General features: G+C 45.2%; 21 protein-coding genes. 12 read left to right on the forward strand and 9 right to left on the reverse strand.

Annotation, left to right across the window (positions count from 1 at the left end):
* Nucleotides 1-4 precede the first annotated feature (4 nt).
* Nucleotides 5-976 carry a DMT family transporter gene (locus tag C942_RS08290; protein WP_007464580.1) on the forward strand — a complete coding sequence of 324 codons (972 nt, stop codon included), beginning with the start codon at nucleotides 5-7 and terminating at the stop codon, nucleotides 974-976.
* 92 nt (nucleotides 977-1,068) lie between these two features.
* On the opposite strand, the gene C942_RS08295 is transcribed toward C942_RS08290, so the two are convergent.
* Nucleotides 1,069-1,899 (reverse strand): MaoC/PaaZ C-terminal domain-containing protein, encoded by an 831-nt coding sequence (locus C942_RS08295; protein ID WP_007464582.1) that lies wholly within the window; start codon nucleotides 1,897-1,899, stop codon nucleotides 1,069-1,071.
* A gap of 133 nt (nucleotides 1,900-2,032) precedes the next feature.
* Nucleotides 2,033-2,905, reverse strand: a complete 873-nt coding sequence (locus tag C942_RS08300) for a LysR family transcriptional regulator (RefSeq protein ID WP_007464584.1) — start codon at nucleotides 2,903-2,905, stop codon at nucleotides 2,033-2,035.
* A 201-nt stretch (nucleotides 2,906-3,106) separates the two neighbouring features.
* Between C942_RS08300 and C942_RS08305 the strand changes: the two genes are divergently transcribed.
* From C942_RS08305 to C942_RS24325, 3 genes are read left to right on the forward strand one after another with little or no spacing between them, the layout of a single operon-like run.
* Nucleotides 3,107-3,331 (forward strand): DUF1656 domain-containing protein, encoded by a 225-nt coding sequence (locus C942_RS08305; RefSeq protein ID WP_007464586.1) that lies wholly within the window; start codon nucleotides 3,107-3,109, stop codon nucleotides 3,329-3,331.
* Between the two features lie 21 nt (nucleotides 3,332-3,352).
* Nucleotides 3,353-4,228 carry an HlyD family secretion protein gene (locus tag C942_RS08310; RefSeq protein ID WP_036799317.1) on the forward strand — a complete coding sequence of 292 codons (876 nt, stop codon included), beginning with the start codon at nucleotides 3,353-3,355 and terminating at the stop codon, nucleotides 4,226-4,228.
* An 8-nt stretch (nucleotides 4,229-4,236) separates the two neighbouring features.
* Nucleotides 4,237-6,462, forward strand: a complete 2,226-nt coding sequence (locus tag C942_RS24325) for an FUSC family protein (RefSeq protein ID WP_007464591.1) — start codon at nucleotides 4,237-4,239, stop codon at nucleotides 6,460-6,462.
* A gap of 147 nt (nucleotides 6,463-6,609) precedes the next feature.
* Here the strand turns inward: C942_RS24325 and C942_RS08320 are convergent, their stop codons facing one another.
* The 4 genes from C942_RS08320 to C942_RS08335 form a co-directional block, all read right to left on the reverse strand.
* Nucleotides 6,610-7,971 (reverse strand): hypothetical protein, encoded by a 1,362-nt coding sequence (locus C942_RS08320; RefSeq protein ID WP_007464596.1) that lies wholly within the window; start codon nucleotides 7,969-7,971, stop codon nucleotides 6,610-6,612.
* 157 nt (nucleotides 7,972-8,128) lie between these two features.
* Nucleotides 8,129-8,695 carry an ECF-type sigma factor gene (locus C942_RS08325; protein WP_007464598.1) on the reverse strand — a complete coding sequence of 189 codons (567 nt, stop codon included), beginning with the start codon at nucleotides 8,693-8,695 and terminating at the stop codon, nucleotides 8,129-8,131.
* Complete coding sequence (locus tag C942_RS08330) at nucleotides 8,692-10,182, reverse strand: hypothetical protein (protein WP_007464599.1); 1,491 nt, start codon at nucleotides 10,180-10,182, stop codon at nucleotides 8,692-8,694. Before C942_RS08330 ends, C942_RS08325 begins: the two co-directional genes overlap by 4 nt.
* 10 nt (nucleotides 10,183-10,192) lie before the next feature.
* Nucleotides 10,193-11,536, reverse strand: coding sequence for a serine/threonine-protein kinase (locus C942_RS08335; RefSeq protein ID WP_007464601.1), 1,344 nt, complete (start codon nucleotides 11,534-11,536; stop codon nucleotides 10,193-10,195).
* Nucleotides 11,537-11,788: 252 nt separating this feature from the next.
* Here C942_RS08335 and C942_RS08340 point away from each other — a divergent pair, with 252 nt between their 5' ends.
* From C942_RS08340 to C942_RS08360, 5 genes are all read left to right on the forward strand, one after another.
* The gene (locus C942_RS08340) at nucleotides 11,789-12,538 is read left to right on the forward strand and encodes a GntR family transcriptional regulator (protein WP_007464603.1); all 750 of its coding nucleotides are present in this window, start codon (nucleotides 11,789-11,791) and stop codon (nucleotides 12,536-12,538) included.
* Nucleotides 12,539-12,543: 5 nt separating this feature from the next.
* Complete coding sequence (gene prpB / locus C942_RS08345; RefSeq protein ID WP_007464605.1) at nucleotides 12,544-13,416, forward strand: methylisocitrate lyase; 873 nt, start codon at nucleotides 12,544-12,546, stop codon at nucleotides 13,414-13,416.
* Nucleotides 13,417-13,633: 217 nt separating this feature from the next.
* The gene (prpC, locus tag C942_RS08350) at nucleotides 13,634-14,806 is read left to right on the forward strand and encodes a bifunctional 2-methylcitrate synthase/citrate synthase (RefSeq protein WP_007464609.1); all 1,173 of its coding nucleotides are present in this window, start codon (nucleotides 13,634-13,636) and stop codon (nucleotides 14,804-14,806) included.
* 51 nt (nucleotides 14,807-14,857) lie between these two features.
* Complete coding sequence (locus tag C942_RS08355; protein ID WP_007464611.1) at nucleotides 14,858-16,309, forward strand: bifunctional 2-methylcitrate dehydratase/aconitate hydratase; 1,452 nt, start codon at nucleotides 14,858-14,860, stop codon at nucleotides 16,307-16,309.
* Nucleotides 16,310-16,384: 75 nt separating this feature from the next.
* Entirely contained in the window at nucleotides 16,385-16,702 is a 318-nt protein-coding gene (locus C942_RS08360) for a hypothetical protein (protein WP_007464613.1), read from the forward strand.
* 374 nt (nucleotides 16,703-17,076) lie between these two features.
* Here the strand turns inward: C942_RS08360 and C942_RS08365 are convergent, their stop codons facing one another.
* On the reverse strand, nucleotides 17,077-17,856 hold the full coding sequence (locus tag C942_RS08365) for a bestrophin-like domain (RefSeq protein ID WP_007464615.1): 780 nt from the start codon (nucleotides 17,854-17,856) through the stop codon (nucleotides 17,077-17,079).
* A 304-nt stretch (nucleotides 17,857-18,160) separates the two neighbouring features.
* Here C942_RS08365 and C942_RS08370 point away from each other — a divergent pair, with 304 nt between their 5' ends.
* Entirely contained in the window at nucleotides 18,161-18,589 is a 429-nt protein-coding gene (locus C942_RS08370) for a universal stress protein (RefSeq protein WP_007464617.1), read from the forward strand.
* Between the two features lie 20 nt (nucleotides 18,590-18,609).
* Here C942_RS08370 and C942_RS08375 read toward each other — a convergent pair whose 3' ends face one another.
* Complete coding sequence (locus C942_RS08375; RefSeq protein ID WP_051035754.1) at nucleotides 18,610-19,140, reverse strand: GNAT family N-acetyltransferase; 531 nt, start codon at nucleotides 19,138-19,140, stop codon at nucleotides 18,610-18,612.
* A gap of 193 nt (nucleotides 19,141-19,333) precedes the next feature.
* Between C942_RS08375 and C942_RS08380 the strand changes: the two genes are divergently transcribed.
* Together C942_RS08380 and C942_RS08385 are read left to right on the forward strand one after the other, a co-directional pair.
* Nucleotides 19,334-19,690: a diacylglycerol kinase gene (locus tag C942_RS08380; RefSeq protein WP_007464621.1), complete on the forward strand. Its 357-nt coding sequence runs from the start codon at nucleotides 19,334-19,336 to the stop codon at nucleotides 19,688-19,690.
* A 943-nt stretch (nucleotides 19,691-20,633) separates the two neighbouring features.
* Entirely contained in the window at nucleotides 20,634-22,670 is a 2,037-nt protein-coding gene (locus C942_RS08385) for a methyl-accepting chemotaxis protein (protein ID WP_007464622.1), read from the forward strand.
* 200 nt (nucleotides 22,671-22,870) lie between these two features.
* On the opposite strand, the gene C942_RS08390 is transcribed toward C942_RS08385, so the two are convergent.
* A complete protein-coding gene (locus tag C942_RS08390) occupies nucleotides 22,871-24,715 on the reverse strand; it encodes a lipoxygenase family protein (protein WP_007464624.1) in 1,845 nt (614 codons plus the stop codon).
* Between the last annotated feature and the right edge of the window lie 611 nt (nucleotides 24,716-25,326).

Genomic DNA, 25,326 nt, shown 5'->3' on the forward strand with positions numbered 1-25,326 from the left:
CTAAATGAGCCAGGGATCTCAAAACCATATAAAGGCAGGTATCTGCTACATTTTGACGTTTAATCTTTTATCGGGAATACAAGGGGTGTATTTATCTGGTCTTCTTCAGGACTCAGATCTATTTGCCACACTGGCGATTACCTTTTCCTTTGTAAGTTTGTTTTTTGTTGCGGTTTCAGTCAAGAAATCTAACCGTGATCAAAACAAACCCGCACCAAAGGTAAATATGGCGAATGTTATTGGCCTTAACATCGCTACGGCCGGTAGCTGGGTTGGTTTCTTTGCCGCTCTTAAATATATTGAGCCTGCGGTGGTCTCGGCTCTTGCAAATGCAGTCGGACCGCTGCTGACCCTTTTTGTCACTGTATATGTGTTGCGATCTGACAAGATCACAAAAGGTCAAGCAATCGCAGCTGTGGGTGTGTTGCTGTTTATGGGATTAATCATTAATTCGACAATCAGTAAAACAGAGACGATGACATCTATCGGAGTGGACACTTCACTGCTTGGAGTATTGATGGCCCTTTTGTGTGGATTGTCTATGGTTATGAATACTATTTTTTCCAAGAGATTGAATAATCAAGGCGTACAACCGCATCAGATTATGACATTCCGCTTTGTATTAATAATAATCATCGGAGCTGCGGTTGCAGGATTTGATGTGGTTTATCAAACATTACAAAATTATTGGTTGGCCCTATTACTGGTCGCAATTTTGGGTAATGTTATACCTCTTTACCTACTGCAAATTGGTATTAGTAAAACACCACCTTTGATTGTATCTAATTGTTTAGTTGTTGCTCCTTTGTTTTATTTTGTTTCTCAACAATTTAGCGACAGGATTAGTTTTTCATTAGAAACACTTCTCTATATATGCGGTTCTTTAGTGTGTATTGCCATTGGCGTTATAGCTAAATCTAAAGCGGTTGAGAGTACTTCCGCCTCTCCGGACAGTGCACAACTGGCAAAATCGTAATGTGACAGTGAATTATAATCGCTAATGGTTCAGAGCCGGTTTAATCTGAGACCGGCTTTGTCCATATCTCTCCTTACGGGGAGTCCTTCGGGTTAGTTTTCTAAATGCCCACTTACAACCGGTTTACCGTTATCATCTGTAATCATCAACACATTTGAGTCTTTAACCAACAGTAATTCTGTCGGAAGTAATGCCGGGCGATTAAATTCAAAGGCTGCTTTTTTAACTGGTGAATTAAGGCTTGCCATTAATTGGCCGACCATATACATCCCATGAGCTATTGGCTTTTTATAGCCAAAAAGCCGAGACAGCAAACTGCAAAGGTGAATCGGATTGTAATCTCCCGAAATGTTGGCATATCTTCGTGACATCCTTGGGGTGATGACTGTTTTTATTACATGTCTTAAATTGGTCGGGCTGGCAAATTGGGTGTTCTTTTGCGGCCTTTTCGGTGCTGTACTTTGTCTGGTTCGAATCAGATAACGGCTTTGGTAACGGGCAACACGCAGGCCTTGTTGGGAGGTCAATTCGCCTGTCAACTCAAATTCAAAACCCTTATCTATGTTGATTTGATCCGTGACGGTTAAAGAGAAGCTGTATTCTTCGGTCGGTTTTATTGCAGCAAAAGATTCAAATGAAATATAACGGTGAACAATGCCCCTGAGCGTTAGTTTTGCTGCTTCCTGGTTAAGCAAAAAAAGTTGTGCTGGTTGTGTGGCGACAAATAGAAATGGGACTGGAACAGTGTCTGAATTAAACCCTAAAAAGTGACAGTAGTTCTCCAGCTGGCTTTGGTTAAAGCGAAAACCTTTTACAACTAGTTGGATATTTTCCATTTTGTTCTGCTTGTTGCTCTTTAGCATTGCTTTCGTTAACAAGGAGGCTGAATTGGGCAAATCTGAGCTGTTAATCGTAATATTCATTTCTTATTCTTACGCATATCCTATGCATGCAGGCATAAAAACTGATGCGGTAAATTACCATTAATTCAATGGTGGAAAAATGGTGAAATCAGACATATTCGAGTCTGTTAAATAGGCTTTTTCCAGTTCTGTTTTACTCTTCCAAAAACGCCATCAAAGCATTGAGCCTCGCTGTATCGCGCAGGTACGGCGGATAAATGATGTACATGTCTATTTTCTCCAGCGTAAAGTCTGGCAGCACTTGTATTAAGCGACCTTTTTTTAATTCGTCGGCAATCTGGAATATTGGCTGAAGGGTAATTCCTGCACCTTCAAGTGCGGCATTGAGCATGGCCTGACTACTATTGATGTTGAGTCTGGATCTAACTTCCGGGGCGTAACGTTGGCTGCCATCATAGAATTGCCATTTTAGCGGGTATTTGCTGGTGTTGTGTTGCAGGCATTGATGATGAGTCAAGTCATCCGGGTGTTTGGGAAAACCAAATTGTTCGAGGTACTGAGGAGATGCACACAGCACCATGGAATAGCTACGGATTTTTTTCGCTATCAGGGATTCATGACCGCGGGTGTGGTCAAGGAACATGATATCGAAGCCGTCTTTTAAAAGATCAACAGGCTGATTGCTGAGGGTGACATTCACCGTCATTTTCGGGTGTGCGGTCTGGAATTTGGCCAAACGTGGGGCAAGGAAAGAGATCCCAAAATTAACCCCTGCTGCAATATTTAAATTACCACAGGGCTCGTTAAGGCTGCGGTGGATATCATTTTCGGCGGCCAGCAATTCAGACAGAATCGTTTTGCATCGGCGGTAGTATTGTTCTCCGGCTGGTGTCAGGCTTTGATGACGGGTCGATTTATTCAGCAGTTTAGTTCCCAATGAAGCTTCCAGTCCCCTGATGTGCTTACCCACCATTTGGGCGCTGATATCTCGTTCTTCCGCGACGGCGGCAAATGAACCGCATTCAACGGCTTGGACAAAAATTTCGATACTGGTTAAACGGTCCACGGTATAGCTCTTCTGTCGTCAGAGGTTTTGACTCTTGATGATTTTATTATTATTCGAAACTCATAGTTTCGAGTGAATGCTTTTTCTATACATTTATCATCACCAATTCCGTGAGTATCATCACGTTTTGTTTCTTTGATCTCCCCGACAGGGCGCTTTGGCTCTGTTGGCGGCTTGATGTGTTGAAAAGGAGTGGTGAGTGTGAACGCCGCTTTTTCTTATATTCCTCGTGAAATTGCTTTTAGTGATATTTATGTCCCGCCGTTATTGGTGGCGGCATTGCTTGGTTTGGTGCTGACATCCGTAACAGTGCGATTGCTTAACAAATTAAGGTGGCATCGCTTTTTTGTCAGCCCGCCGTTAGTCGAGCTTTCACTGGCGGTGATTTATACCGTCTTAATCAGTATTTTTTTGATTTCAGCGTAATTGTTTGTTGTGAGTTTGCCTGTGATAAAACGTGTTTCTTTAACTGTGCTACTGGTGTTAGCCGCTTTATGTTCCATCGGATGGAAGTATCAGCAGTATCTGGAACAGCCCTGGACTCGTGATGGACAGGTCAGGGCGCAGGTAATTCAGATTACACCGCGTGTGACCGGGCCGATTGTTGCGATGCACGTCAATGATAATGCCGAAGTGCAATCCGGCGATACTTTATTTGAAATCGATCCCCGTACCTACGAGGCGGCATTAAAGCAGGCTGAGGCAAATCTGGCTCAGGCGAAATCGAAACTGAAAAAAGCCCAGGATGATGCCAAGCGCGGCAAGTCGTTACATCGCCGGGAGCCGGGGGCATTGTCTCAGTCAACGCTGATTAAGCTGGATAATGCCGTTGAAGCGGCTGATGCGGGTGTCATGGTCGCGAAAGCCGCACTGGAGCAGGTCTCTCTGAACCTGGCATTTACTCAGGTGAAAGCGCCTGCCGATGGATTTGTGACTAACCTGACTTTGCGAACAGGTAGCCAGGTTGTGGCTAATCAGCCCTCGGTTGCGCTGGTGGATCGGAATAGTTTCTGGATTGAGGCCTTCTTTAAAGAAACCGATATTAAAGATGTTACTGCAGGCGCAAAAGCTGTGGTGACTCTGATGACCTATCCGGACCAGCCGCTTGAGGCCAGAGTTGAAAGTATCGGTTACGGCATCGCTCACAAGGATGGTAGTACCGGCGTGGAACTGTTGCCAAACGTGAATCCTAACTTCCAGTGGATACGTCTGGCACAGCGGATCCCGGTAAGAATAAAACTGGATAAAGTACCGGATGATATCCAGCTCAGGGTGGGGACTTCAGCTTCAGTGATGATAATCAAAACTGCGCAAGATGTGTAGGTGGTGAGATGATCAGTGAACGCTGCAAGCTACCATTGAAAGTGGCGTTGGCGCTGACGCTCGCCATTGTCAGTGCTTTGTGGTTGGGATGGGATAAACCCTACTGGGCTGCATTTGCCGTTATTGTGATGGCGGCGACAGAAACGTCCGGGCATTCATTACGAAAAGGCCGACACCGGGTGTTAGGAACAATCGCTGGGGTAATTTCTGCGTTTGTCTTTGTCGGACTGTATGCCCAGCAGCCTTTACCATTTCTACTTACTTTCTCTCTGTTTGCCGCGGTTTGTGTTTACTTGCAGACAAACCCGCGCAACGGCTACATGTGGTCGATAACACTGATGGTTTGTTCTTTGATTCTGGTCATGGGGAAACTGTCAGGAGAGCTGACGTTCAACATTGCTATGCTGCGTTTGCAGGAAACGCTGCTTGGAGTGCTTTGTTTTACCTTGGTCTTTAGCCTGCTTTGGCCGGTATCAAGCCGTCGTTTGTTACATGCCACATTGCAGGGCTTTTTTGTTGAGCAGCAGGAAAAGGTCAGCCAGAGTGCCTGTTTTCTGGCCGGAGAAGGTGAGCGATTAAAAGGGTTGGGCTTTGGTGACGGGATGCGTTTTTTGTCCCGGATTGAAGACTTATTGCCTGCTGCGATGGCAGACAGTTATCACGTCTCCCGTGAGATAGCTGCATGGCAAAGATTTCTGGTGCAGCTGAAAAAATGGGCGTTACTTTGCGGACACCTATCTGAAGCCTGCGATTTGCTGGATTCATCAGAGATCCCTGGCGGGCAGGCGGAATTGCTGGCATTACTTGCCCACATTAAACAGCGTTTTGCGACTGCAGGGCATTTGCTTGACCTCAATTCAGGAAAACCGAATACAGCTGAATTGCCAGCAGTAGAAAGAATTCGATTGCATGCTGACCATGATATAAACCCGCAATACAGTGGGGCGATTCTCTTGCTTGAGCAGGTATTGAATCAGATGGATGAGCTGAGCTTCGAGTTATTGGTCACTTTGCAAGAGGCGGTAGGTCAGAGGCATGGTAATGCCAACTCATCAAACCGATACGATAAATCTGTGAAGCCAAATGGCGCTGAAGCATGGTTTCGTTTTGATCCTGAGCGGATTTATCCGGCATTAAAAACCGTCATCGTTGTTTGGGTTTGTATTGCACTCTGGCTGTATGTTCCGATGCCCGGCGGTGCCATGATCGTATTGCTTGGGGTGATATTAGGAAGTGTGGTTTTCACCCTGCCATTTTGTAATGTGAAATCGCTGCTTTATACCATGATGGCCTGGTCATTGGTGGTTTTGTTGCAATACGTCCTGCTCATGCCGGTATTTACTGAAGTATGGCAACTGGCTCTGTTTTACTTTATTAATGCGTTCGGAATCTGGTTTGTTTTCTGGCAACCTCAGCAGTTGCTGACCAAAATGCTGGGCTCACAGCTGCTGGTTATGATGACAATGGGCGCGGTTCAGTTGACGCCGCAGTACGATATTCAGTTTGCTTTGCTGCAGTTGTTGTTGATTGTTGTCGTGATGCTGGTGATCTTTTTTGTCAACCAGACCTTCTTTTCAAGCCAGCCGGAACAGGTTCTGCTGCGCCAGATGAGTAGGGTGCGACACTTATTTATCTGGCAATTGCGCTTACTGGGAAAACAGGGCCATCAACAAAACCGTAAGCAAAAAGTGATAAGTAAATGGCTGAATAATCTGATATTGAATCAGAGTTCACTCCATCCCGTTGCGGTGGCAGAGGTGGCGACAATCCGAATAAACTGGGCCGGTTACCCGGATGTTGATACAGAAAAGCTGAGTTTAGTTATTTCGCGCCTTTATGCTGTAAATCTGCGCCTGAACTCGTTGCGCGACAGTTATCAGGCTTATCTGGCTGTTCAGGATGAAGGTTCAACGTCACGTCGAAACGCAGATCTGGACCGATGGCTCGCAAATTCTGTAACGGCATTGTCGAATCTGCTTGAAAAGACCAACGGACTCTATTGTCTTCAACCGACAAAAGAACAGCTGACACAAATCCTGTCTCATCTTCATTTGTATCGGCAGGAGATCAATTCCGATTCGTTGTTGCAGCTGACATTAAGCAGGGAAAAAGCATCGAAGCTTTATCAGCTGGTCGCAGCACTGAAATTGCTACTGGATGAATTAAAGCAATTGAACGGTTTGGTTTCTGAAGTGGGCTTTGAGCAACTCAGGTATCGTTATTTTTCTTTATAAACGTTGAGATTGTAGCTCTTAGGCCATTTATGAATTGCTTTGAAACAAGCTGATGAAAAAGTCGCAACCAAAATTATGGTTGCGGCTTTTTTCTTTCCGGCAAACCTTCAAAAAGTCTGCCTGAAAGGGATTTATTTTATTACCGAATTACTGAGCCAGTGACTGCCACTTGTCGTAGATGCCCTGTGCCAGCGCTTTGTTATCCGTGAAGAAGTACGGAATGCTTTGGTTAGATTCACCCTCGTAGTGAACTGTGAAATCTTTGTCGCTAATAGTTGTTGGATGTAGAACCCAGTCACCGTCATCATCCATCATGTCATTACCGCTGATAACCAGTGCTTCGTTCTCGATCTTCCAGGTTTGCTTCCAGGTTTTCGTACCTTCAGTAATTGTTACTTCATCGCCTTCTTTGGCAAACGCGATGGTAAAAAAATCCGGATCGGCGTTGTCAGAAGTTGAGTCATCCCACATGTGATAGAAGGTTTTACCACGGTAGGTTGTGTCAGTAGCTGCTATTGCAGTGTACCCATTATCAATATTCGTTTGGGTGTAGAAGATCATGTCATTATCTGATGTTACAACCAGGCTGAATGCATCGCTCATGTAGATAGCTTCATCAATACCATCTGAAATTTTAAAGCCGTTTGTTGTGAACTCAATCGGGAATGTTTCCTGTTTGCCCTTGTCGTTGGTAACTGTGACTTCGTTTGCAGCAAATGTCAGTTTAGATAAACCTTCGCGACGGAAGTAAACTTCGTTGGTGCTGATGGATGAGAACAGCTTGTCTTTGCCAATAAAGTATTCTTTCACTGTCGGTGGCATATCGCCGATTACCGCTTTGCCAGCGTCATCAAAAGTGATAACGATATCGTCAAGCTGCTTGTTGCTGTTAATTGCGTCATCGACAGCTTTGATTATTTCACCAGACTGCTTCAGCAATTGGTCTGATTCTTTTTTCGAGGCTTCAATTGAACTGCCTAGTTCAGAGGTCACTGAGCGGGCAACTGCGTGTACTTTTTGGGCATCCTGTTTTGTGTCCTGTACTGTTTTGCCTGCTACATAGTCACCAGCAATCAGTTCTTTCGGCAGGTTTAGTTCTGCTGCCAGTTCATCAATGGTGATTTCTTTAACGGCTGCCAGCGTGGTAAACGGAGTAACAACATCTGAACCGGCTGTTGCCATCATCTCTGTGGTTTGAGTCAGGCGACCACCTTTGTCGGTGTCGTAAGTTTTTCCTGCAATTGCACGGACGATCAGAGAGTATTTGGTATCTTCGTTTTTGATTGAGATTACGCCATTTTCGTCGGTGAGTTTTTCCAACTTTTCATTGGCGTCGGCAACATTGTTGCCGTTACGGTCAACATAGACTTCAGCGTTAACCAAATAACCATCAAGAACTTTAACGTTCGTGCTGGCATTGTTTAATGCGTTACCGTTACTGTCGTTGCTTCCACCACATCCTGTAAGAGCGAGTGCCACTGACGCTGCTAATAAACCTAGTTTTTTCATTATCATTATTCCCATTCAAAAACGATGAATACCGAAAATTGGTGTATCGAATCGGCGGCTAAGTTACAGGGGAGGGATTGAGCCATCAAGGAACGGAAAAGCGACAAAAAACCGTAAGATTTTTTGCCGCTTTTACTAAAAATAGTTAATTGGTAACTCAGGCCATTTTAGTTTGCAGCCAGCAACGGGAGAATTTCAGATCCTTCTCGATCAGGCTGTTACTGCATTGCAGGAGCTGGCTGATTTCCTGATTTTTCATTCCCAGTAAATACTTTAGCTTCAGTGCTTCAGACTGCCGTGGGTAGTGCTGACTGAAATTATCCAATACTTTATCCATACTCAGGAGTTGTTCGAACCGATCTCCTTGGGAGTTTGGTTCTGCCTGGGGCATTTGCTGTCTTTTCTGAGCGTTAAGGGCCCGGGCATGATCAATGAGGATTTGTCGCATGACTTTAGCTGCCATCAGGTAAAACTGGCGGCGGTTTTCTATATGGGATAAGTCTGTGCCTGCCAGTTTCAGGTAAGCATCATGGATCAATGCTGTGGTGTTGTTGATGCAATCACTCAGCACCTGATTATCATCGCCGTGTTTTTTTGCATTTCGGGCTCGCTCCTGGTGGGCGATACTACGTAGCTGCAAATAAGCAAACCGGTACAATTCAGACTCTGCGTTTTTATCGCCATGGTGCCATTTATGGATGATTTGGGTGATATCCTGACTCATTTTCGTGACTCCCTGTTTTGGTACTTTTTCAGCTCGGAAATCAAATGTGTCTGAGGGTGTTGAATTCCTTTATTATCGACAACGATATGCTGTTGCAGGCGGTACAGAACACCTTGTTCCCAGTTTTCCCCTGCTGGCAGGTATTCCCAACTGGTATAACGAGGCTTGGTGTTAGTGTCATACCATTTAACAGCGGTATTGAGCTGAGCAAGTGTTGCCTTTGAGTTGGCTGGTTCCAGCCACCACATATCACCGTGTGATGCGGTTACATCGTTGGCGTAAGCTTTGATCCCGGTCGGGCATTCATCGTCGTCAGGCGCTGCAGAGAGTACTTTGCCGCCTGTGACTAACAGGCATTGATTATCGATGTTACCGTCGCTGAGGTAAGTTGTTTCCTGCCAGAGACCGTCAAAATCCACATGGTGATTTGCGTCAGCTCGGGTTGTCAGCCAGATCGATTCAGAGCGGTTAAGGTGAGAAACGTTTTCCTTAGGTCCCAGCCCCTGGTTTTTTTGCATCAGTAACTGTGTATTTGGGTCGTAATTAATCGCGACTGTGCGGTATTTCCAGTCTATTTCGTCATCGTAATCTTCAATGGTAAACCCGTTAATATCATTACGGGTACATCCCTGGATTGCGCAGCCGATCAGACCTCCCCATTCGGCAAATACTTCGATAGGTTCAAAAAGCACTTCGGTATACCTGTGTTTGGTATTCAGTTCACAGCCGGAAACAGAGCTGTCAGTACTGCCAAAGTAGTCACCGATATCCGGGTACTCATAAATCCCTTCTGCTGTGACCATATAGGTCATACTGCCAATCGGGCCGTAGTAGTCTGGTGATGACTTTCTTGCCACATCAAAAAAGCACAGGTTGCCCTGCCAGTCGCGGCGTTTGATGATGATATTGCGGAATTTTGTATTTAGCGGACGCAGGATCACTTCTTCAGAGGTGAAGTTCTTTTCGATATAAGTCTGACTCTCATCGAGGTGACGGGCAGCTTCCTGAACGGAAACCAGATCAATGCCCAGCTTGTCTTTTGAAGCGTCCAAAGCCTGAAGGTTTATTTGGCGCAACTTCTTCTGAAACTGCGGATCGGACAGTGCTTTGCTGACAAGGATTATTTCCTCTCGATTGCCTGGGGTACTGTCCAATGACAGCAGTAGTCGGGTCAGGTTAACACTACGGCTGGGGGTAGCGGATGCCAGTGTCGGGGTGACAACTTCCTGACCTGATAATGTCGCAATCGGAAGTGCAGATTTGTTTGTGCCCAGATAGAAGGTGACAACGTCGCCGTCTTTATAATTGAAAGCACCCTTGTCAGTAAAACCATCCAAGCTGGAACTGGTTTGGTAATAAAGCCCGGTTACCGGGGAGTCTATGAAATAGCCGGTCTGAATATCTGAGGCAGCCTGAATTTCAGAGGCAGACATCACTAAATGGCTGATGGTTGCTAGAGTAATGGCGGAAAAAGTCCTTTTCATCATGAGATATAACCTAGTTTGATACTGATGTTGCACAATTTTGTTGGCAATCTATTTTTATTGAGTGCTTCTCCGGCACTGGTGTCATCATTGCTAACAGCATTTTTTGTTTTATGTGTTGTGGCAGATCCGGGTTCGACAAAATACGTCTGCGGGTCAGCTCAAGCATGGTCTGAACCGACATCTGTCTGTCGACATCCCCTTTACTGTGAAAGAGCAGGCTGGTGACCTCAAACATCATGTCTTCGGCGATTGCTTTCTCCTGCTCCAGTTGTCTGTTTTTATGAACTAATGTTGCTGAAAATAAGACGGCGCACAGCAACAGGCATCCGGCCAATGCTGAAGGTAGTGGCCGACGCTGTATCAGCTTGTGGGTAACATAAAATGGCTTGTGGGCTTTCAGGCTGATTGGACGTTGGTTGAGAATGCTTTTGATGTCAGCCATCAGTTCTATAACCGACGAGTAACGCTGCCCGGCATTTTCTTTTGTTGCCTTATCTATGATCAGCTTTAGATCTGCTTTTGCCGGCTGCTCACCTACCATGAATAACAGCAGCTTTCCGAGAGAGAACACATCACTCTGGTTAGTCAGGTATTGGCCGTTTTGTTGTTCAGGGCTGGCAAAAGCCTTGCTGTAAGCCAGAAGGGGGGCGGCATCTTGTGAAGACTGCTGCTGTTTTTGGATAATGTTAAAGTCGAGGACTTTTGGCATCAGTGCGTCGTCAACCAGCACGTTTTCAGGCTTGATATCGGCATGTAAGATCTGGTTTTGGTGAGCATGTTGGATAGCCTGGCATATTAGGATAAACAGCTGGAGTTTCTGTCTTTGGTTCAGGTTTCCTGAGTTGATGACTTCATTGATGGTCCGGCCTTTTACCTTTTCCATCACGATATAGACATAACCTTGGTGTTCACCACCATCGAATACTTTGGCGATATAAGGATGGTTCAGTCGGGCGAGCAGCTGAGCTTCCTGAAACAGGAATGCTTTTCCTAGAATATCGGTCAGGGATGGCTGGATAAATTTGATCGCCAGCTCCTGCTCAAATGTCTTATCACAGCGTTCGGCAGAATGAACAACCCCCATACCGCCGCGACCGATTTCGTCATTGATTTTGTATTTGTCGATCGTAAGGCCGTTGAAGCTGATGTCGTTATCGAATACCTGTTTGACATGGAAGCCCAGCAGTTGGGTCAGTGCTGCGTCTGTTGCCTGATTTACATTAATTAGCGGTAGAACTTGTTGGTAAAGCGACGGGTGTCGTTTTTTAAGATCGTCAAGAGATCGCTGTTGCTCTGCTTCATTGAGATCAAGCAGCTGATAGAAAATTTCAGTGGAACTAGAGTTAGCTGTCACGGGAATGGCGTTGTTCTTTTATATATTGAGCAATATATATAAAAAAATGGAACGCTGTTAAGTATATTATCATTAAAACACGTGTTTACATGACATACGTAGCAGTTTTGTGTTTCTGTGGTGATTATTTCATCTGTTTTTAGTGTCAACAATCAGACTAAGGTCTGATACACATTGTTAACAATCATCCTTGAATAATTCTCTTTCTGGTTCTAGATTTGCTCATAAGTTGATTAATTGTTAACAACAGGTATGAGTAAACAAAGTTCATTTGCAGGTTCTGTCGACAATCCTTATCTCAATGAAAAAGCCGGTAATGATGATGCTGGGCGGGAGAGTGCAGGTAAGGAGTTGACCAAATCAGAGAATCTTACTGAGCAATTAATCGAGCTGATCGTTAACGGCGATTTCCCTGAAGGAAGCAAAATATCTGAACCTGAACTGGCTCGCCGCTTTGGAGTTAGCCGTGGGCCGTTGCGCGAAGCAATGATGCGGGTGGAATCACTTGGGTTGGTAGAGCGGGTACCGCATGTAGGTGCAAGGATCGTGACGCTGACTAGAGCAAAGCTGCTGGAAATTTACGCGGTGCGTGAAGCACTGGAAGGAATGGCTGCTCGCCTTGCCTGCATCCATATCACAGACGAAGAAATCGATGCGCTTCAGGATTTGCTGGAAACTCACCGCAAGCATATTGAGCAGGTTGACGGTGCTTCTTACTTCCATCAGCAGGGCGACTTTGACTTTCACTATCGGATCATTAAGGCCAGCCGAAACAGCAAACTCATCCACCTGTTATGCGGTGAGCTTTATCATTTACTGCGAATGTACCGTTACCAGTCCCAGCGTTCACATTCGCGTCCCTCTCAGGCATTAGGCGAACATTTCCATTTACTCTCGGCGTTGAAAGACAGGGATGGCGAGTTGGCTGAAATGCTGATGCGGCGACACATTATGCGAAGCCGTCAGCTGATTGAACAACAACTGAAAGATGACAAGGAGTAAGTCTCATGAGCCCGGGAAAACGCTTCAGGCAGGCCGTTGCAGCCAATCATCCGTTGCAGATTGTCGGCACCATTAATCCGTATTGCGCCATGATGGCGGAGCAGGTTGGTCACCAGGCGATTTATCTTTCCGGTGGTGGTATTGCCAATGCCTCTTATGGCTTGCCGGATTTAGGGATTACGACGCTGAACGATGTGCTGGAGGATGTCCGCCGGATCACCGCCGCAACAGAGGTGCCTTTGCTGGTGGATATTGATACCGGTTTTGGCGGCGCGTTCAATATTGCGCGCACAATTAAGGAAATGGAGCGAGCCGGGGCTGCTGCAGTTCACATGGAAGATCAGGTTACTCAGAAACGTTGTGGTCACCGCCCTAATAAAGCCATTGTCAGCCAGAGTGAGATGGTCGACAGGATTAAGGCGGCGGTCGATGCCAAAACGGATGATGATTTTGTCATTATGGCGCGAACGGATGCATTGGCAGTGGAAGGGATGGGCCCGGCAATAGAAAGGGCTGCTGCTTGTGTTGAAGCCGGTGCTGATATGATTTTCCCTGAAGCGATTAAAACGCTGGATCAGTATCGGGAGTTCGTTGCTGCGGTTAAGGTGCCGGTTCTTGCCAATATTACTGAGTTTGGCCAGACCCCGCTGTTTGGTTGCGATGATTTGGCTGAGTGCGGAGTGGATATGGTGCTTTATCCACTGTCGGCCTTTCGGGCAATGAATAAAGCTGCGCTGAATGTGTATCAGCACCTCAAGCAAGAAGGGCATCAGCGTAATGTTGTGGAGTTTATGCAGACCCGGGAAGAGCTCTATCGCTTTTTGGGTTACCACGACTATGAGCAGAAGCTCGATAAATTATTCAACGATAAATCATAACTACAACTCTTCCTTAAGGTATTGAAATACAGGCAAGTTAGTATTTCGTTTATTAGTGGGAAGACCATTTATTTAGTGGAAAACCCAAGAAAAATATTCATAACTGCTGCTGTTATCGGATGGTAAGGCTCTTTTTTGCCTGAAGAAAACAGGAAACAAAGATAACGGCAGATATTTTTCAATAACGTGAATCACAGAATAGTGAAAGGAGTCTGCTATGACTGCGATAGCCGTAGCTGATAAGAAAAAGGATAACTCGTTAAACAATAAACCTCTGGGTGGTGCTGGCCTTCGCGGCCAGAGTGCCGGGGTAACCGCATTATGCACGGTCGGTAAAACCGGCACCGGGCTGACTTACCGTGGTTATGACATAACTGACCTTGCTAAACACGCTGAGTTTGAAGAGGTTGCCTATTTGCTGCTCAAGGGCAAATTACCGACACAGGCTGAACTTGATAGCTATAAACAAGCGCTGAAAGAAGCTCGCGGTCTGCCGCCGGCATTATGTCAGGTATTGGAAGCGATTCCGGCTGATGCTCACCCGATGGATGTGATGCGAACCGGGTGTTCTATGCTGGGAAATTTGGATCAGGAGCAGGATTTTTCTGAGCAGTGGGAAAAGACTGACATTCTGCTTGCCATGTTACCGGCCATTATCTGCTATTGGTATCGCTACAGTCATGATGGTATCAGGATTGATACCGCCAACAGTGGGCAGGACAGTATCGGCGGTTATTTTCTCGAAATGCTGACAGGTAAGGCTCCGTCTGAGCTGCATAAGCAGGTGATGCACTGTTCATTAGTGCTTTATGCAGAGCATGAGTTCAACGCCTCGACTTTTACTGCCAGGGTTTGTGCGTCCACTTTATCTGATCTCCATTCCTGTATTACTGCTGCGATTGGCAGCCTGCGCGGGCCGTTGCATGGCGGGGCCAATGAAGCGGCAATGGCCATGATTGAGCAGTGGCAGACGTCCGACGAAGCGGAAGCCGGCATTTTGCAGATGCTTGAGCAGAAAGAAAAAATCATGGGATTCGGACATGCAATCTATCGTGAGTCTGATCCGCGTAATGCCCTTATCAAAGCATGGTCAGAGAAACTGTCAAAAGATGTCGGTGACACTACGTTATACGCGGTTTCTGAACGTGTTGAACAGGTCATGAAGCGTGAGAAAGGCTTGTTTTGCAATGCTGATTTTTTCCATGCATCGGCTTATCACTTCATGGGTATTCCTACTAAGTTATTCACTCCTATTTTCGTTATGAGTCGGGTTACGGGCTGGGCGGCACATGTTTATGAGCAGCGTGCCAACAACAGGATCATCCGTCCGAGTGCGGATTATACCGGGCCAGAGCACCAGGAATGGCTTCCTATTGAGCAGCGTAGTTAGAACAGTACAGATGCAATAGGCAAGTAAATGAATTGAGTAGGGAATAACACAATGAGTATGAATGTAGATATTAATGAACGTCCGCAACCGGATAAGCTGCTGGTACAGATTGCCGAGTATGTTGCCCATACTGAAATTGAATCAAACGAAGCCTACAACACGGCCCGTAACTGTCTGATGGATACGCTGGGATGCGGTTTGTTGGCGCTACGTTTTCCTGAATGTACCAAGCATCTCGGCCCTGTTGTGTCAGGAACTACTGTCAGGAACGGTGCTAGGGTTCCGGGAACCTCCCATGAGCTGGATCCTGTGATGGCGGCGTTTAATATCGGTTGTATCATTCGCTGGCTGGATTTCAATGACACCTGGTTGGCGGCTGAGTGGGGTCATCCGTCCGATAACCTGGGGGGGATTCTCGCCACTGCCGATTACCTTAGCCGTGTTGCTGTTTCACAGGGTAAAGCACCGCTGACCATGCGTGATGTGCTGACGGCGATGATCAAAGCGCACGAGATCCAGGGCGTACTGGCGCTGGAGAACAGCTTCAATCGCGTCGGTTTGGATCATGTGTTGCTGGTACGGGTGGCATCGACTGCTGTTGTCACCAAAATGCTGGGTGGTGATCGTCAGAAGATCATCGATGCGGTTTCCCAGGCCTGGGTCGACGGTTGCTCGCTTCGTACGTATCGTCATGCGCCGAATGCCGGTTCTCGTAAATCCTGGGCAGCAGGTGATGCCACATCACGAGCGGTACGTCTTGCCATGATCACCATGAAAGGAGAAATGGGATTGCCGTCGGTGCTGACAGCATCACAATGGGGTTATTACGATGTGTTGTTCAATGGTGAACCGTTTCAGGTTAATCAGACGTTTAACAGCTATGTGATGGAAAACGTGCTGTTCAAGATCTCTTTCCCGGCTGAGTTTCACGCTCAGACTGCGGTGGAATGTGCAGTAGCACTGCATGAAAAGGTCAGAGACAGAATTGATGTGATTGACCGTATTGAAGTGACAACTCATGAATCAGCGATTCGGATCATCTCTAAAGTCGGTGATCTGGCCAATCCGGCAGACCGTGACCACTGCCTGCAATACATGATTGCGGTGCCATTGCTGTACGGTGATCTGGTGGCTGAGCATTATGAAGATGAATTTCATCAAGGTGATGAGCGAATTGATGTTCTGCGTAACAAGATGGAAATCATTGAAGACAAACGTTACAGCGCCGACTATCTCGAATCAGACAAACGTTCAATTGCCAATGCAATTCAGATTTATTTCAAGGATGGGTCTTGTACAGAGAAAGTCGCGGTTGAATACCCGATTGGTCATCGCCGTCGTCGTGAAGAAGGAATCCCGGTGTTGGAGCGTAAGTTTGTGCGTAACTTGCAAACCCGCTTCCCTGTTGCAACCTGTCAGGCGATTTTTGATTTGTGCAGCGATCAGACCCGCTTGGAGGCAACTCCGGTAAACGAGTTTATGGATCTCTTCGTGATTAATTAAAGTTTTTTGTGATCTTGATCATCCTCCTTTTCTGCACTATCAATAAAAACAGTGCATTGCGAAAAGGAGGATTCTATGCAGTTTAATCTGATTATTGTGCTGTTTGCGCTGGCCGCTCTGGCGCTGGATAAGTTCTCAATGTTTGATGATAAGTCTGAGCGTTACGTTAATGCGCCTGTTGATATTTCATCATCATTGGTCGCGCCAACAGACAGAAGCAATGTGCAGTTATCGTCGGCAAAAAAACAGCTTGTAGTTAATCAGCAAGTAGCCAACAGAAAAGCGACGACGGTTCCCGGAGAAACTAACAGTATAGATCACTTTGAGCAGAAGATGTTTCCGACCAGGCATCAGGTGGTATTAGGCTCTGTTGTTGTGCCTTTCGAGCATTAAAAAAGCCGCATTAAGCGGCTTTTTGATATTGTTTTAAAAACGTATTTTTTGTTTTTCTCAGCAGTGACTGAGAATCTTTTTTTAGTTTTTGCCTAACCAGCTTGTTGTCCTTACTCATAGTAATGACTCACAGAGCTCCTTGTGTGCCTATCTGACGTTGTAACGAATTTGTTATAATATTGACCATGCATTGCAATAATGAATCATAAAGTGTGATTCAAATCGCAAATATATCGTCAGCTGCAAAATATATCGCACAAAAGTATTAATAGATAGCAGGAGATGGTCGCTCTAGTAGCTGATTTTTGTAACTGTGATCACACTCACGTAAGGTTCTGGAATTATTGAATGATTTTAAATCAACTGCTTGACGGCTATTTGTTCAGGTTGTCACGTAGATCAATAAGCGGTTGTTGGCTGACTTCAATGATACTACGAACTGGGCGATCCAGTTCGACGATCAGCGTAAGTACTAAAGAAAAAGCCAGTGCAAAAGGTAGTGACGCGACTAATGTCCGATCCTGTCCCTGAGAGCCAACCTGTATTCCATTCAGGGCAATTGTCAGAAAAGTGAGTAAGCCGAGTGTAAACCAGATACTGGCTGGGATACGCCCGCGTATACCTTTATTAACACGCTCAGTGTGGGTATCTATTACCTCATTCAGGGATTCAATATACAGGCGGCTTGCTGCTGGTTCTCCTTTATGATGGGCAGCGGTTGCCTGCTGCCATAGTTGCTGTTGGATGTTTTCGCTGATACGGATCACCTCATTGACTCTGGCTTTGCGTTCGCTTTGCTGCTCTACCACCCTCAGATTCACATATTTTTTCAGTAATTCTCTGCTATTGGTGCGATAAGGTTCGTCAAGCAGCTCGGTTCGCAGAACAGCCGTTCCAACCTGATTAGCCTCGTTTAAAACCAGTTGCTTCCTTGTGTCATGTTTAGCCGCAGCCATGCTGAATGTGATGGCAAGTATGAACGCCAGCAGGCTGGCAAGACCGGTTGCCATCGGGGTGATGGTCTTACTGATTTTATTTGGCAGAAAAAACTGTGCCAGACGATAACCAAATTCAAACATCAGTAATATGGCCCCGAAAATCAGGCTGAGGATGATGAAAATCGATAAGGAGTCAATGAGTGATTCTTGATACATAACACTGCCTTTGCTGCTTTGTTTATGGAATGCACCTGCGGATGAACAGGGCTGAAGCAAACAATGCAAATGGTTTAAATGTATATCCTGGTCAAAAGTATAGCGTTTTACATCATGCAAGATGATCTGCAGTTGAGAAAGCTTCGTTACTGTGCATACACAGAGGTGGGTATTAAGAGATTGAAACGGAATGTGTTCATAGCACTATTCTGTTTCGGTTTTATCTTCTATGGTTTTTGTATCACCAGTCATTTTGCCTTAATGATATCGAGTTGATTGGCTAACTGCGTTGAAGGAGAAACCTATGGGATACAAACATGTATTGCTAGCGCTAAATCTGGATGAAAACGCAGAGCATTTGGTACTGAAAGCGGCAGAACAAGCCAGAATTAATCATGCTCTGTTTAGTGTGATTCATATCGATCCTGACTTAGGTCATTTAGATGAAGGTGTTCGCGAGTTCGATGAAGCAAATCTGGATGAAAAAGAGCATTATGAATCGGTTCATGCAATGAAACGGTTATTGCGCGGTGCCAATTATCCGGTTTACAAGCACTTGTTTTATACCGGCTATATTGAAGATCAGATGATTAATGCCGTCGAAAAGTACGATGTTGATTTGCTCGTATTAGGCCATCACCAGTCGGGGCTTATTCGCCAGCTGATGATGTCGCTGACTGAGCCTCTGGTCAGGAAGATGCCGTGTGATATCCACCTGTTCCGGCTAGAGTAGCCATAGCTCATATTTGTGAGTTAAGAATGTATCAGCAGACTGATGGAATTCCACCTATAGACGTACTCATTTACTAGGTTGCCGTCAGGTGCCTGCCATTGCTGGTTTTTAATGTGTTGGGCTCCGTACTTTTGGTAAAACGCTTGCGCCGCTTTGTTACTGGCCAGTACCTCAAGGTACATACCATGATTGGGATTCTTGTTGTGGGTTAGCCGAGCTGCTGTCTGCAGCAGTTGCTTGCCTAACCCAATTCCTTTGCAATTTTTACTTATATGGAGGTTTTCTATCAGTGTTCCCCATTGTGAGTGATTAGCGAGATAGAAACAGATGAAGCCGTGAATTTTATTTTCACCATTGTTACAGGCGACGAATATTTGCTGATTTTTTTTGGGGAATAGAAAGCGCTGTTGCCATACTTGGCATCTGTCCTGATAAATATCATGGCTCAGGTAAGTATCAGACAATTCTTCTCGGTATATGTCCTGCCAGCTTTTGGCATGCAACTGAGCTATCTGTTGCATGTCTGTTTTAAAGGCCGCTCTTATTTCCAATATTGATACCCAAAAATGATGAGTTGTTCCGTAATATTAGCTGATGACGAGAGGCTACATCCATAGTTAGGGAGATGAAGCCTATGGAGAAAGAACAGCTCAGGAAGGTATTAGATTTATTACTTAGTTATTAGGTGGTTTTGTTGCTGTGCAATATAATTCACTTTAGATATGTGAAAAAGTGAGTGTATATATGAAGCCAGGAGAAACAGGAATCAAACGAATAATAGATGCTACTGGTTACTCTATTCAGGGCTTAAAGGCGACCTGGAAATATGAAGAAGCCTTTCGTTTGGAGATGACGTTACTTCCAATTTTGACTGCGGTCACATTTTTTCTTCCGGTAACTAAGTTAGAGCAGCTTGCTATGGTTGCCAGTTTGGTTCTTGTTGTGATTGTTGAACTTTTAAACTCCGCGGTTGAGGCGGTGGTTGACAGGATTGGCCACGAGCATCATGAGTTGTCTGGAAGGGCGAAGGATATAGGATCTGCGGCTGTGTTTGTTACCATGCTTTTGGCTGGATTCACCTGGCTGGTGGTTTTAATATGACCTGTTTGGTTGCGGGTGATTGCTTGTATTAAGGATAAAAATATAAACTATATTCATAACGTCTTATGAATATAGAAAAGCCCGACGAAAATAGAAAAAGCCGGGCTATATTCCCTTTGTTAGATAAATTAATAATAAGAAAGTATATTTAAAGTCAGGATGTTCTGGATATTGTCCAGTTATTTGAGCAATCATGGCACTCTAATTCAGCATCTGTGATGCTTTTATTGATTAATTCGGTGTTATGGGAGTCACATTTAGGGCATTGAGTTCTTGATGGCGGGCAATTAATATCAACGCAATGATTGGTTTTGTCCATTGATTTAATCATTGGTTGCTTGCATTCAGGGCATAACATTTAATAAATCTCCTTTTATTAAAGTCAAACAGTTAAATTAACTAGTAATTTAATATCACCATAAACTTTAAATCTCCAGTTCTCAGAGGTACTCATTTTATGTTCATTGATCCGAATCAGAAAAGACGGTTTTGAAATAAAATATCAACCCAAAACTATTACATCAGGTATATGTTTATCATACTAATAATATACAGTTGATTGTTTCAGTTTTGTGGGTAAAGCTGGTGGTATGTCTCTTTGGTTAACTATATAAATAGTTACTTAACTTCTTAATTATCATGAAGCTATCCCGTTGTTTTCTGGCTTATGTTTGTGGACATGCGGGGTAATTAGATGCTCTGGATATTTATAGATTTCATCTTGTTTCGCTTAAGTATTGAAAGCAATTGTCAGCATATCAACTGGTTTGATATTGGTCGCGTTTTATTATTAATAAGTGTGCATAACTGCGTGAAGCGAGATCAATAAAGTGTCGGATTGTGTAATTATTTATCAATTTATTATTTACATGCCTTCCTTGTGAATACATTATTTCCAACCCTTTCGATGGTATTAATGGAGACTTGTCTCCGGAATAGGTGTATGTGGAAAAATATAAGTAATAAAAGTATTGGTTTTCAATTAAAGTTTGCGATCAGTGTTTTGTTACTGATTGCGTTTAGTTTAACGGCCACAGTTGTTTACCGTAATTCATCCGATATATTGCTTGAGCAGACAATGACTGAACATCAGGCCAAACTGGATGCGTTGGCGGTTTCTATTGCTGGTCAGTTTGATGTTTACCTGGATAATGCACGTAAGCTGGAAAGTACGTTTAGAAATGGATATTTACATGATCTGAAATTTATTGGCGAGAATGTCAGCTTCTCAGGTCATCAGGTGCAAAACATAGTACAAGCAGGTGAATCGATGATTAACAGCGTTGATGTTGTTGATCGGTTCACTCAGGATACTGGCGCCATTGCGACACTTTTTGCGGCTTCGGACAATGATTTTGTTCGTGTGTCGACCTCTTTGAAAGATAATGCAGGCCAGCGTACTTTAGGCACTACCTTGGGTCAGGGCCATCCAGGTTACCTTAAACTGAAAAGTGGTCAGCCATATTATGCCAAGGTTGAGCTGTTTGGAGGTAGCTACCTGACCTTCTATTCTCCGGTTAAGAATAGTGCCGGTCAGGTTAAGGCGATTTCATTTATCGGTATTCCACTGGATAGTGCGTCTGAAGCTATTTTTGCCAGCGTGGCGAAAGATACTTGGGGTGACACCGGCTACACCATTGTTGTTGATAATGACAACAAAGGCCAAGGTGAGTACCTGTATCACCCGACTAACAAAATGAAAGGTGCAAAGATTCAGGATGTGTCTGATTACAATGGTAATAAACCATTCGGTGCAATTTTTGAGTCGAAGAGCGGGATTATGACTTACCCGTATGAGCACAACGGCATTATCGGGGATAAGTACCTTGTTTACACTGAAGTTCCTGGTTGGAACTGGAAACTGCTTGGCGGTACTTTCATTGATGAAGTAACTAAAGGTAGTCAGCAATTGCTGAAAGTGATCGTGATGGTTGCTTTGGCTGCCGGTATTGCGACCTTCCTGATCCTGAGCTTGTATTTGAGTAAGCTAACTCGTCCGCTGACAACACTGACCGGTTACATGGATCGCTTGAGACAGGGTGAAGTGACGCTGCAGATGGAATCAGGAAATGCAAACTCAGGTAACGAGATTGTCCGCCTGACCTATGGTGTGTCTTCTATGGCTGCCAAGCTGAATGAACTGGTAAGCGAGATCCGCCAGACCAGTGAATCTGTAAACTCACAGGCAACAAGTGTTTCTAATGATGCTAACCAAAGCCTGACTCAGGCGGATGTTCAGCAGGAACAAGTTGAGCAGGTGGTGACGGCAATCGAAGAAATGGCTTCTTCAGCGCAGTCTGTTGCTGAACAGGTTGAGGCTATTGCTGAAAATGTGCGTTCTGCTAATGAAGAAAGTGCATCCGGCTCTGAACTGGTATCCCAGGTGAGCATTGAAGTGGCGAACCTGAACGAACAGTTGGTTCAGTCAGCAGAAGCTATCGATATGGTAAGCCGTGAAAGTGACAACATTCAGTCAGTAACACGCATGATCGATGAAATTGCAGAGCAGACTAACCTGCTGGCGCTGAATGCCGCTATTGAGGCTGCCCGTGCTGGTGAGCAAGGTCGAGGCTTTGCTGTTGTTGCTGATGAGGTTCGTACTCTGGCTCACCGTACTCAGGAGTCTGTGAAGGAAGTTGTTGGTATCATTGAGCAGTTGCGCTCTTGCACCAGCAGTGCTGTGAGTATGATGTCGGAAAGCCAGGAGCGCGGTAAGCGGGTTACTGATCAGGCGATGCAGGCTGGTAATGCGCTGGAAGGTATCACGACTCAGGTGACCGAAATTGCTGCTCAGGCTGAGACTATTGCTGCAACCGCTGAAGAGCAGGCGCAAGTTAGTCAAGAAATCGCAATGAATGCGACTGAAATCAGCGAACTGAACCGTCAGGGACGTGAAGTGGCTGCTCAGACGTCACAGAGTGCAACCAACCTTCAAGGACTGTCTGAAGAGCTTAAGGGGCAGGTGGATTACTTCCACTAATCGGGTTTGAATGTTGCTATTCACTATGATGCAAGAGAGGCTTCGGCCTCTCTTTTTTTATGTTGAGTTCGCTATTAATGATATTTCTTGCGTCGGTTATTACATACAAATTGTATGACGTTGTAACTGCGAGGTCGTTCGAGGATTAAATGAAACCGAATGAAAAAGGCGAGGAGGGGGAGTCCTCGCCAATATGAGGGTTAGATATTTATGCTGACCGGGATTTTACTTGGTAGCAAATAGCTGTACCCCTCACGGTTTTGGTTTCGAATATTAATTTCCTCTTCTATGTCACTTAAGGCTTGTCGGAACTGATCGAGTGGTCCACCGTCTTTGGTAATATCAGGATCTTCAAACCAGTTTAGGTAAGGGAACTCATTGGTTTTATATTCGCCCAGTTGTCGGTAATAAACACCACCAAGCACTTCTAACACCGACAGCTGTTGCAGTGATTGCTTCAGAGGTGGCAGGGCTTTCCCCCATTCTTCTTCACTGTGAATATCGGACGGGGTTTCAGCCCAGAAGGCGCCGGTGACAGCCGGAGCAAAACTCATCAGTGTGCGTTGTGGGAAATTCACAGCAGCATGCTGAGCACTGGCGGTGAAGATCACCATGGTCAACACATTTGCCAGCTGCTCTCTTGTTGTGATTGGTTTGAAGCCACTGATGGCACCTTCAGTCATTAACGACTCTGTCCATGCAGTCAGTTCGTAGTCATTAACAATGTCATCATCTGCTTTGTAATAAATCTCGATATAGGACTGAGTCCAGTTACGGATAGCGTCCCAGACCAGGATGGCATCATCACGATACGGATAATCCGGTAGGTAGTCTTTGTTATCGACATTCCGTGATGCCAGATCGTTTGGCAGCATGTACTGGTAGAAATCAATGTTAAGCCGATCAGTTCCTGCAGCCTGCTGAGTGGCTTGGATTTTGCCGCCGAAAATATTATCAATTGGGCCATCCGGTGCGATCAGTGAGTTTGCTGCACTGTTATTGATAAACAAGGTTCCTTCGAAATGAGGAAGCAGCAGGATATTGACCGGGTGAGTTTCGGCCAGGCAGCGGTTGGTTGAAATAGTGAATGCTTCAATGACTAAGTGGGTACGGGCCAGGTGAACGAAAAGCTCATGATAGTTACCGTCGGCAACCTGAACCATGGTCATCGCAGCTTGCCATTGCCAATATTCTGGTGTGCCGCTGTTGTCTTCTACGGCGTAGAAGATGGCAGATGATGTCGGATCCTGGCCATCTTGAATTGCTACCGGAGTGAGTGACTGCTTACCTTTAGGAATCGCAAACAGCGCCATTGGAGCAAAGACTTTTTTATCTGGTCGTTGTGAGTGTTCGGAAAGTTGTTCCAGTTCATGGTAGTCCAGTAGGTAGAGGCGCTTGTCTGCAATTGCTTGATCAAGAGAGTCATCAGATCCCATGACATTCTGATAACCCTGTTCAGTGACAGGGAAATTAGCAGGTATCGCTGTGATCCCTTTGATCAACATCGGGTTCTGTCCGGCGACGCGGAAACGTGCAAAACAGTCATTTTGCTGGAAGACTTCAGCGACAGCAGGCAGTGGCAGCTTTTTAAATAGATCTTTGTAGGCTTGCAGGCCTGCTTCATCTCGGTGTTCCCTAACTTCTTGCTGAACCAGTCTCTGGAACATGTTGATCAGTGATTTAAGCATCAGACTAGAGTTAGTGATCAACGCCAGCTGTTGTCCCGGGTTGATGTGTTCAATCGCATCTGAGATTTCTCTGAAACCGTCTTTTATGTCGATCAGTTCGGTTGCATCTTTCACATTGGCGATAAGGTTTTCGACCACCGGAATCAATACCTCGGCGACCTTGACGGCCCAGGTCAGTGTCGGCAAGGCTTCTTTAGGGAGCTTCTTAACGATAGGCACCGGCCCAACATTCGGATTTTCAGTGTCCCATTCATAGTGCTCTTGAGTGAATTTCAGCTGAATTTTACGTTTGAACTGCTCTAGCTTGCTGTCATCTTGAGGAAGGGTTGGGTTTCTGCGTGGAAATAAATTAAACATGATGAATCCTTTCTTAATAGCATTCGTATAGATGCCAGTAGGGTTAAAAAGAAAAAGGTACTGTCATGCTGATGGTAAAAAAGAGCGCTTTTACCACCATACTCCACCGGACCACGGCTTTTGCTCTGATTGAGCGATCACTTGATGAGGTATGTAAACGAAGATAGTTCAACTTCGGATATACATAACCACAATGCATTTAATTTCATATTGTTTTGATGTTAACGTGAATTTGATTCCTGAATTTATGAAATTAAAAGTTAGGTTGAACATCTTTGTATGAACTTGATCGATATTGGTATTAGTAAGCTTTTTATCTGCAAGGGGACTCTGCCTTGTCGTTTTAGTCGATGCAGCCTGTCTGGTTGCTACGTCCTGATTGTTGGCTTGGCCGTTGCGTAACCTAAGTGTTTTGTATAACTACTGCGTTGTATAACTGGGCGCAGTCATGGTGCAGGTACTGGCTTTTTGCACCATCATGGATCGCAGTGGGGTGAGTATAGTCCTTTGTTCTTCTTTACATTTTTTTAACCTTTATGGTGTGGCGCACAATCCTTGTGCGCCTTTGGTTGTTTTAATTGTTTATAAATCAGTCAATTAAACCCGCAATA

The sequence above is a fragment of the Photobacterium marinum genome (genome assembly GCF_000331515.1).
Classification (GTDB): domain Bacteria; phylum Pseudomonadota; class Gammaproteobacteria; order Enterobacterales; family Vibrionaceae; genus Photobacterium; species Photobacterium marinum.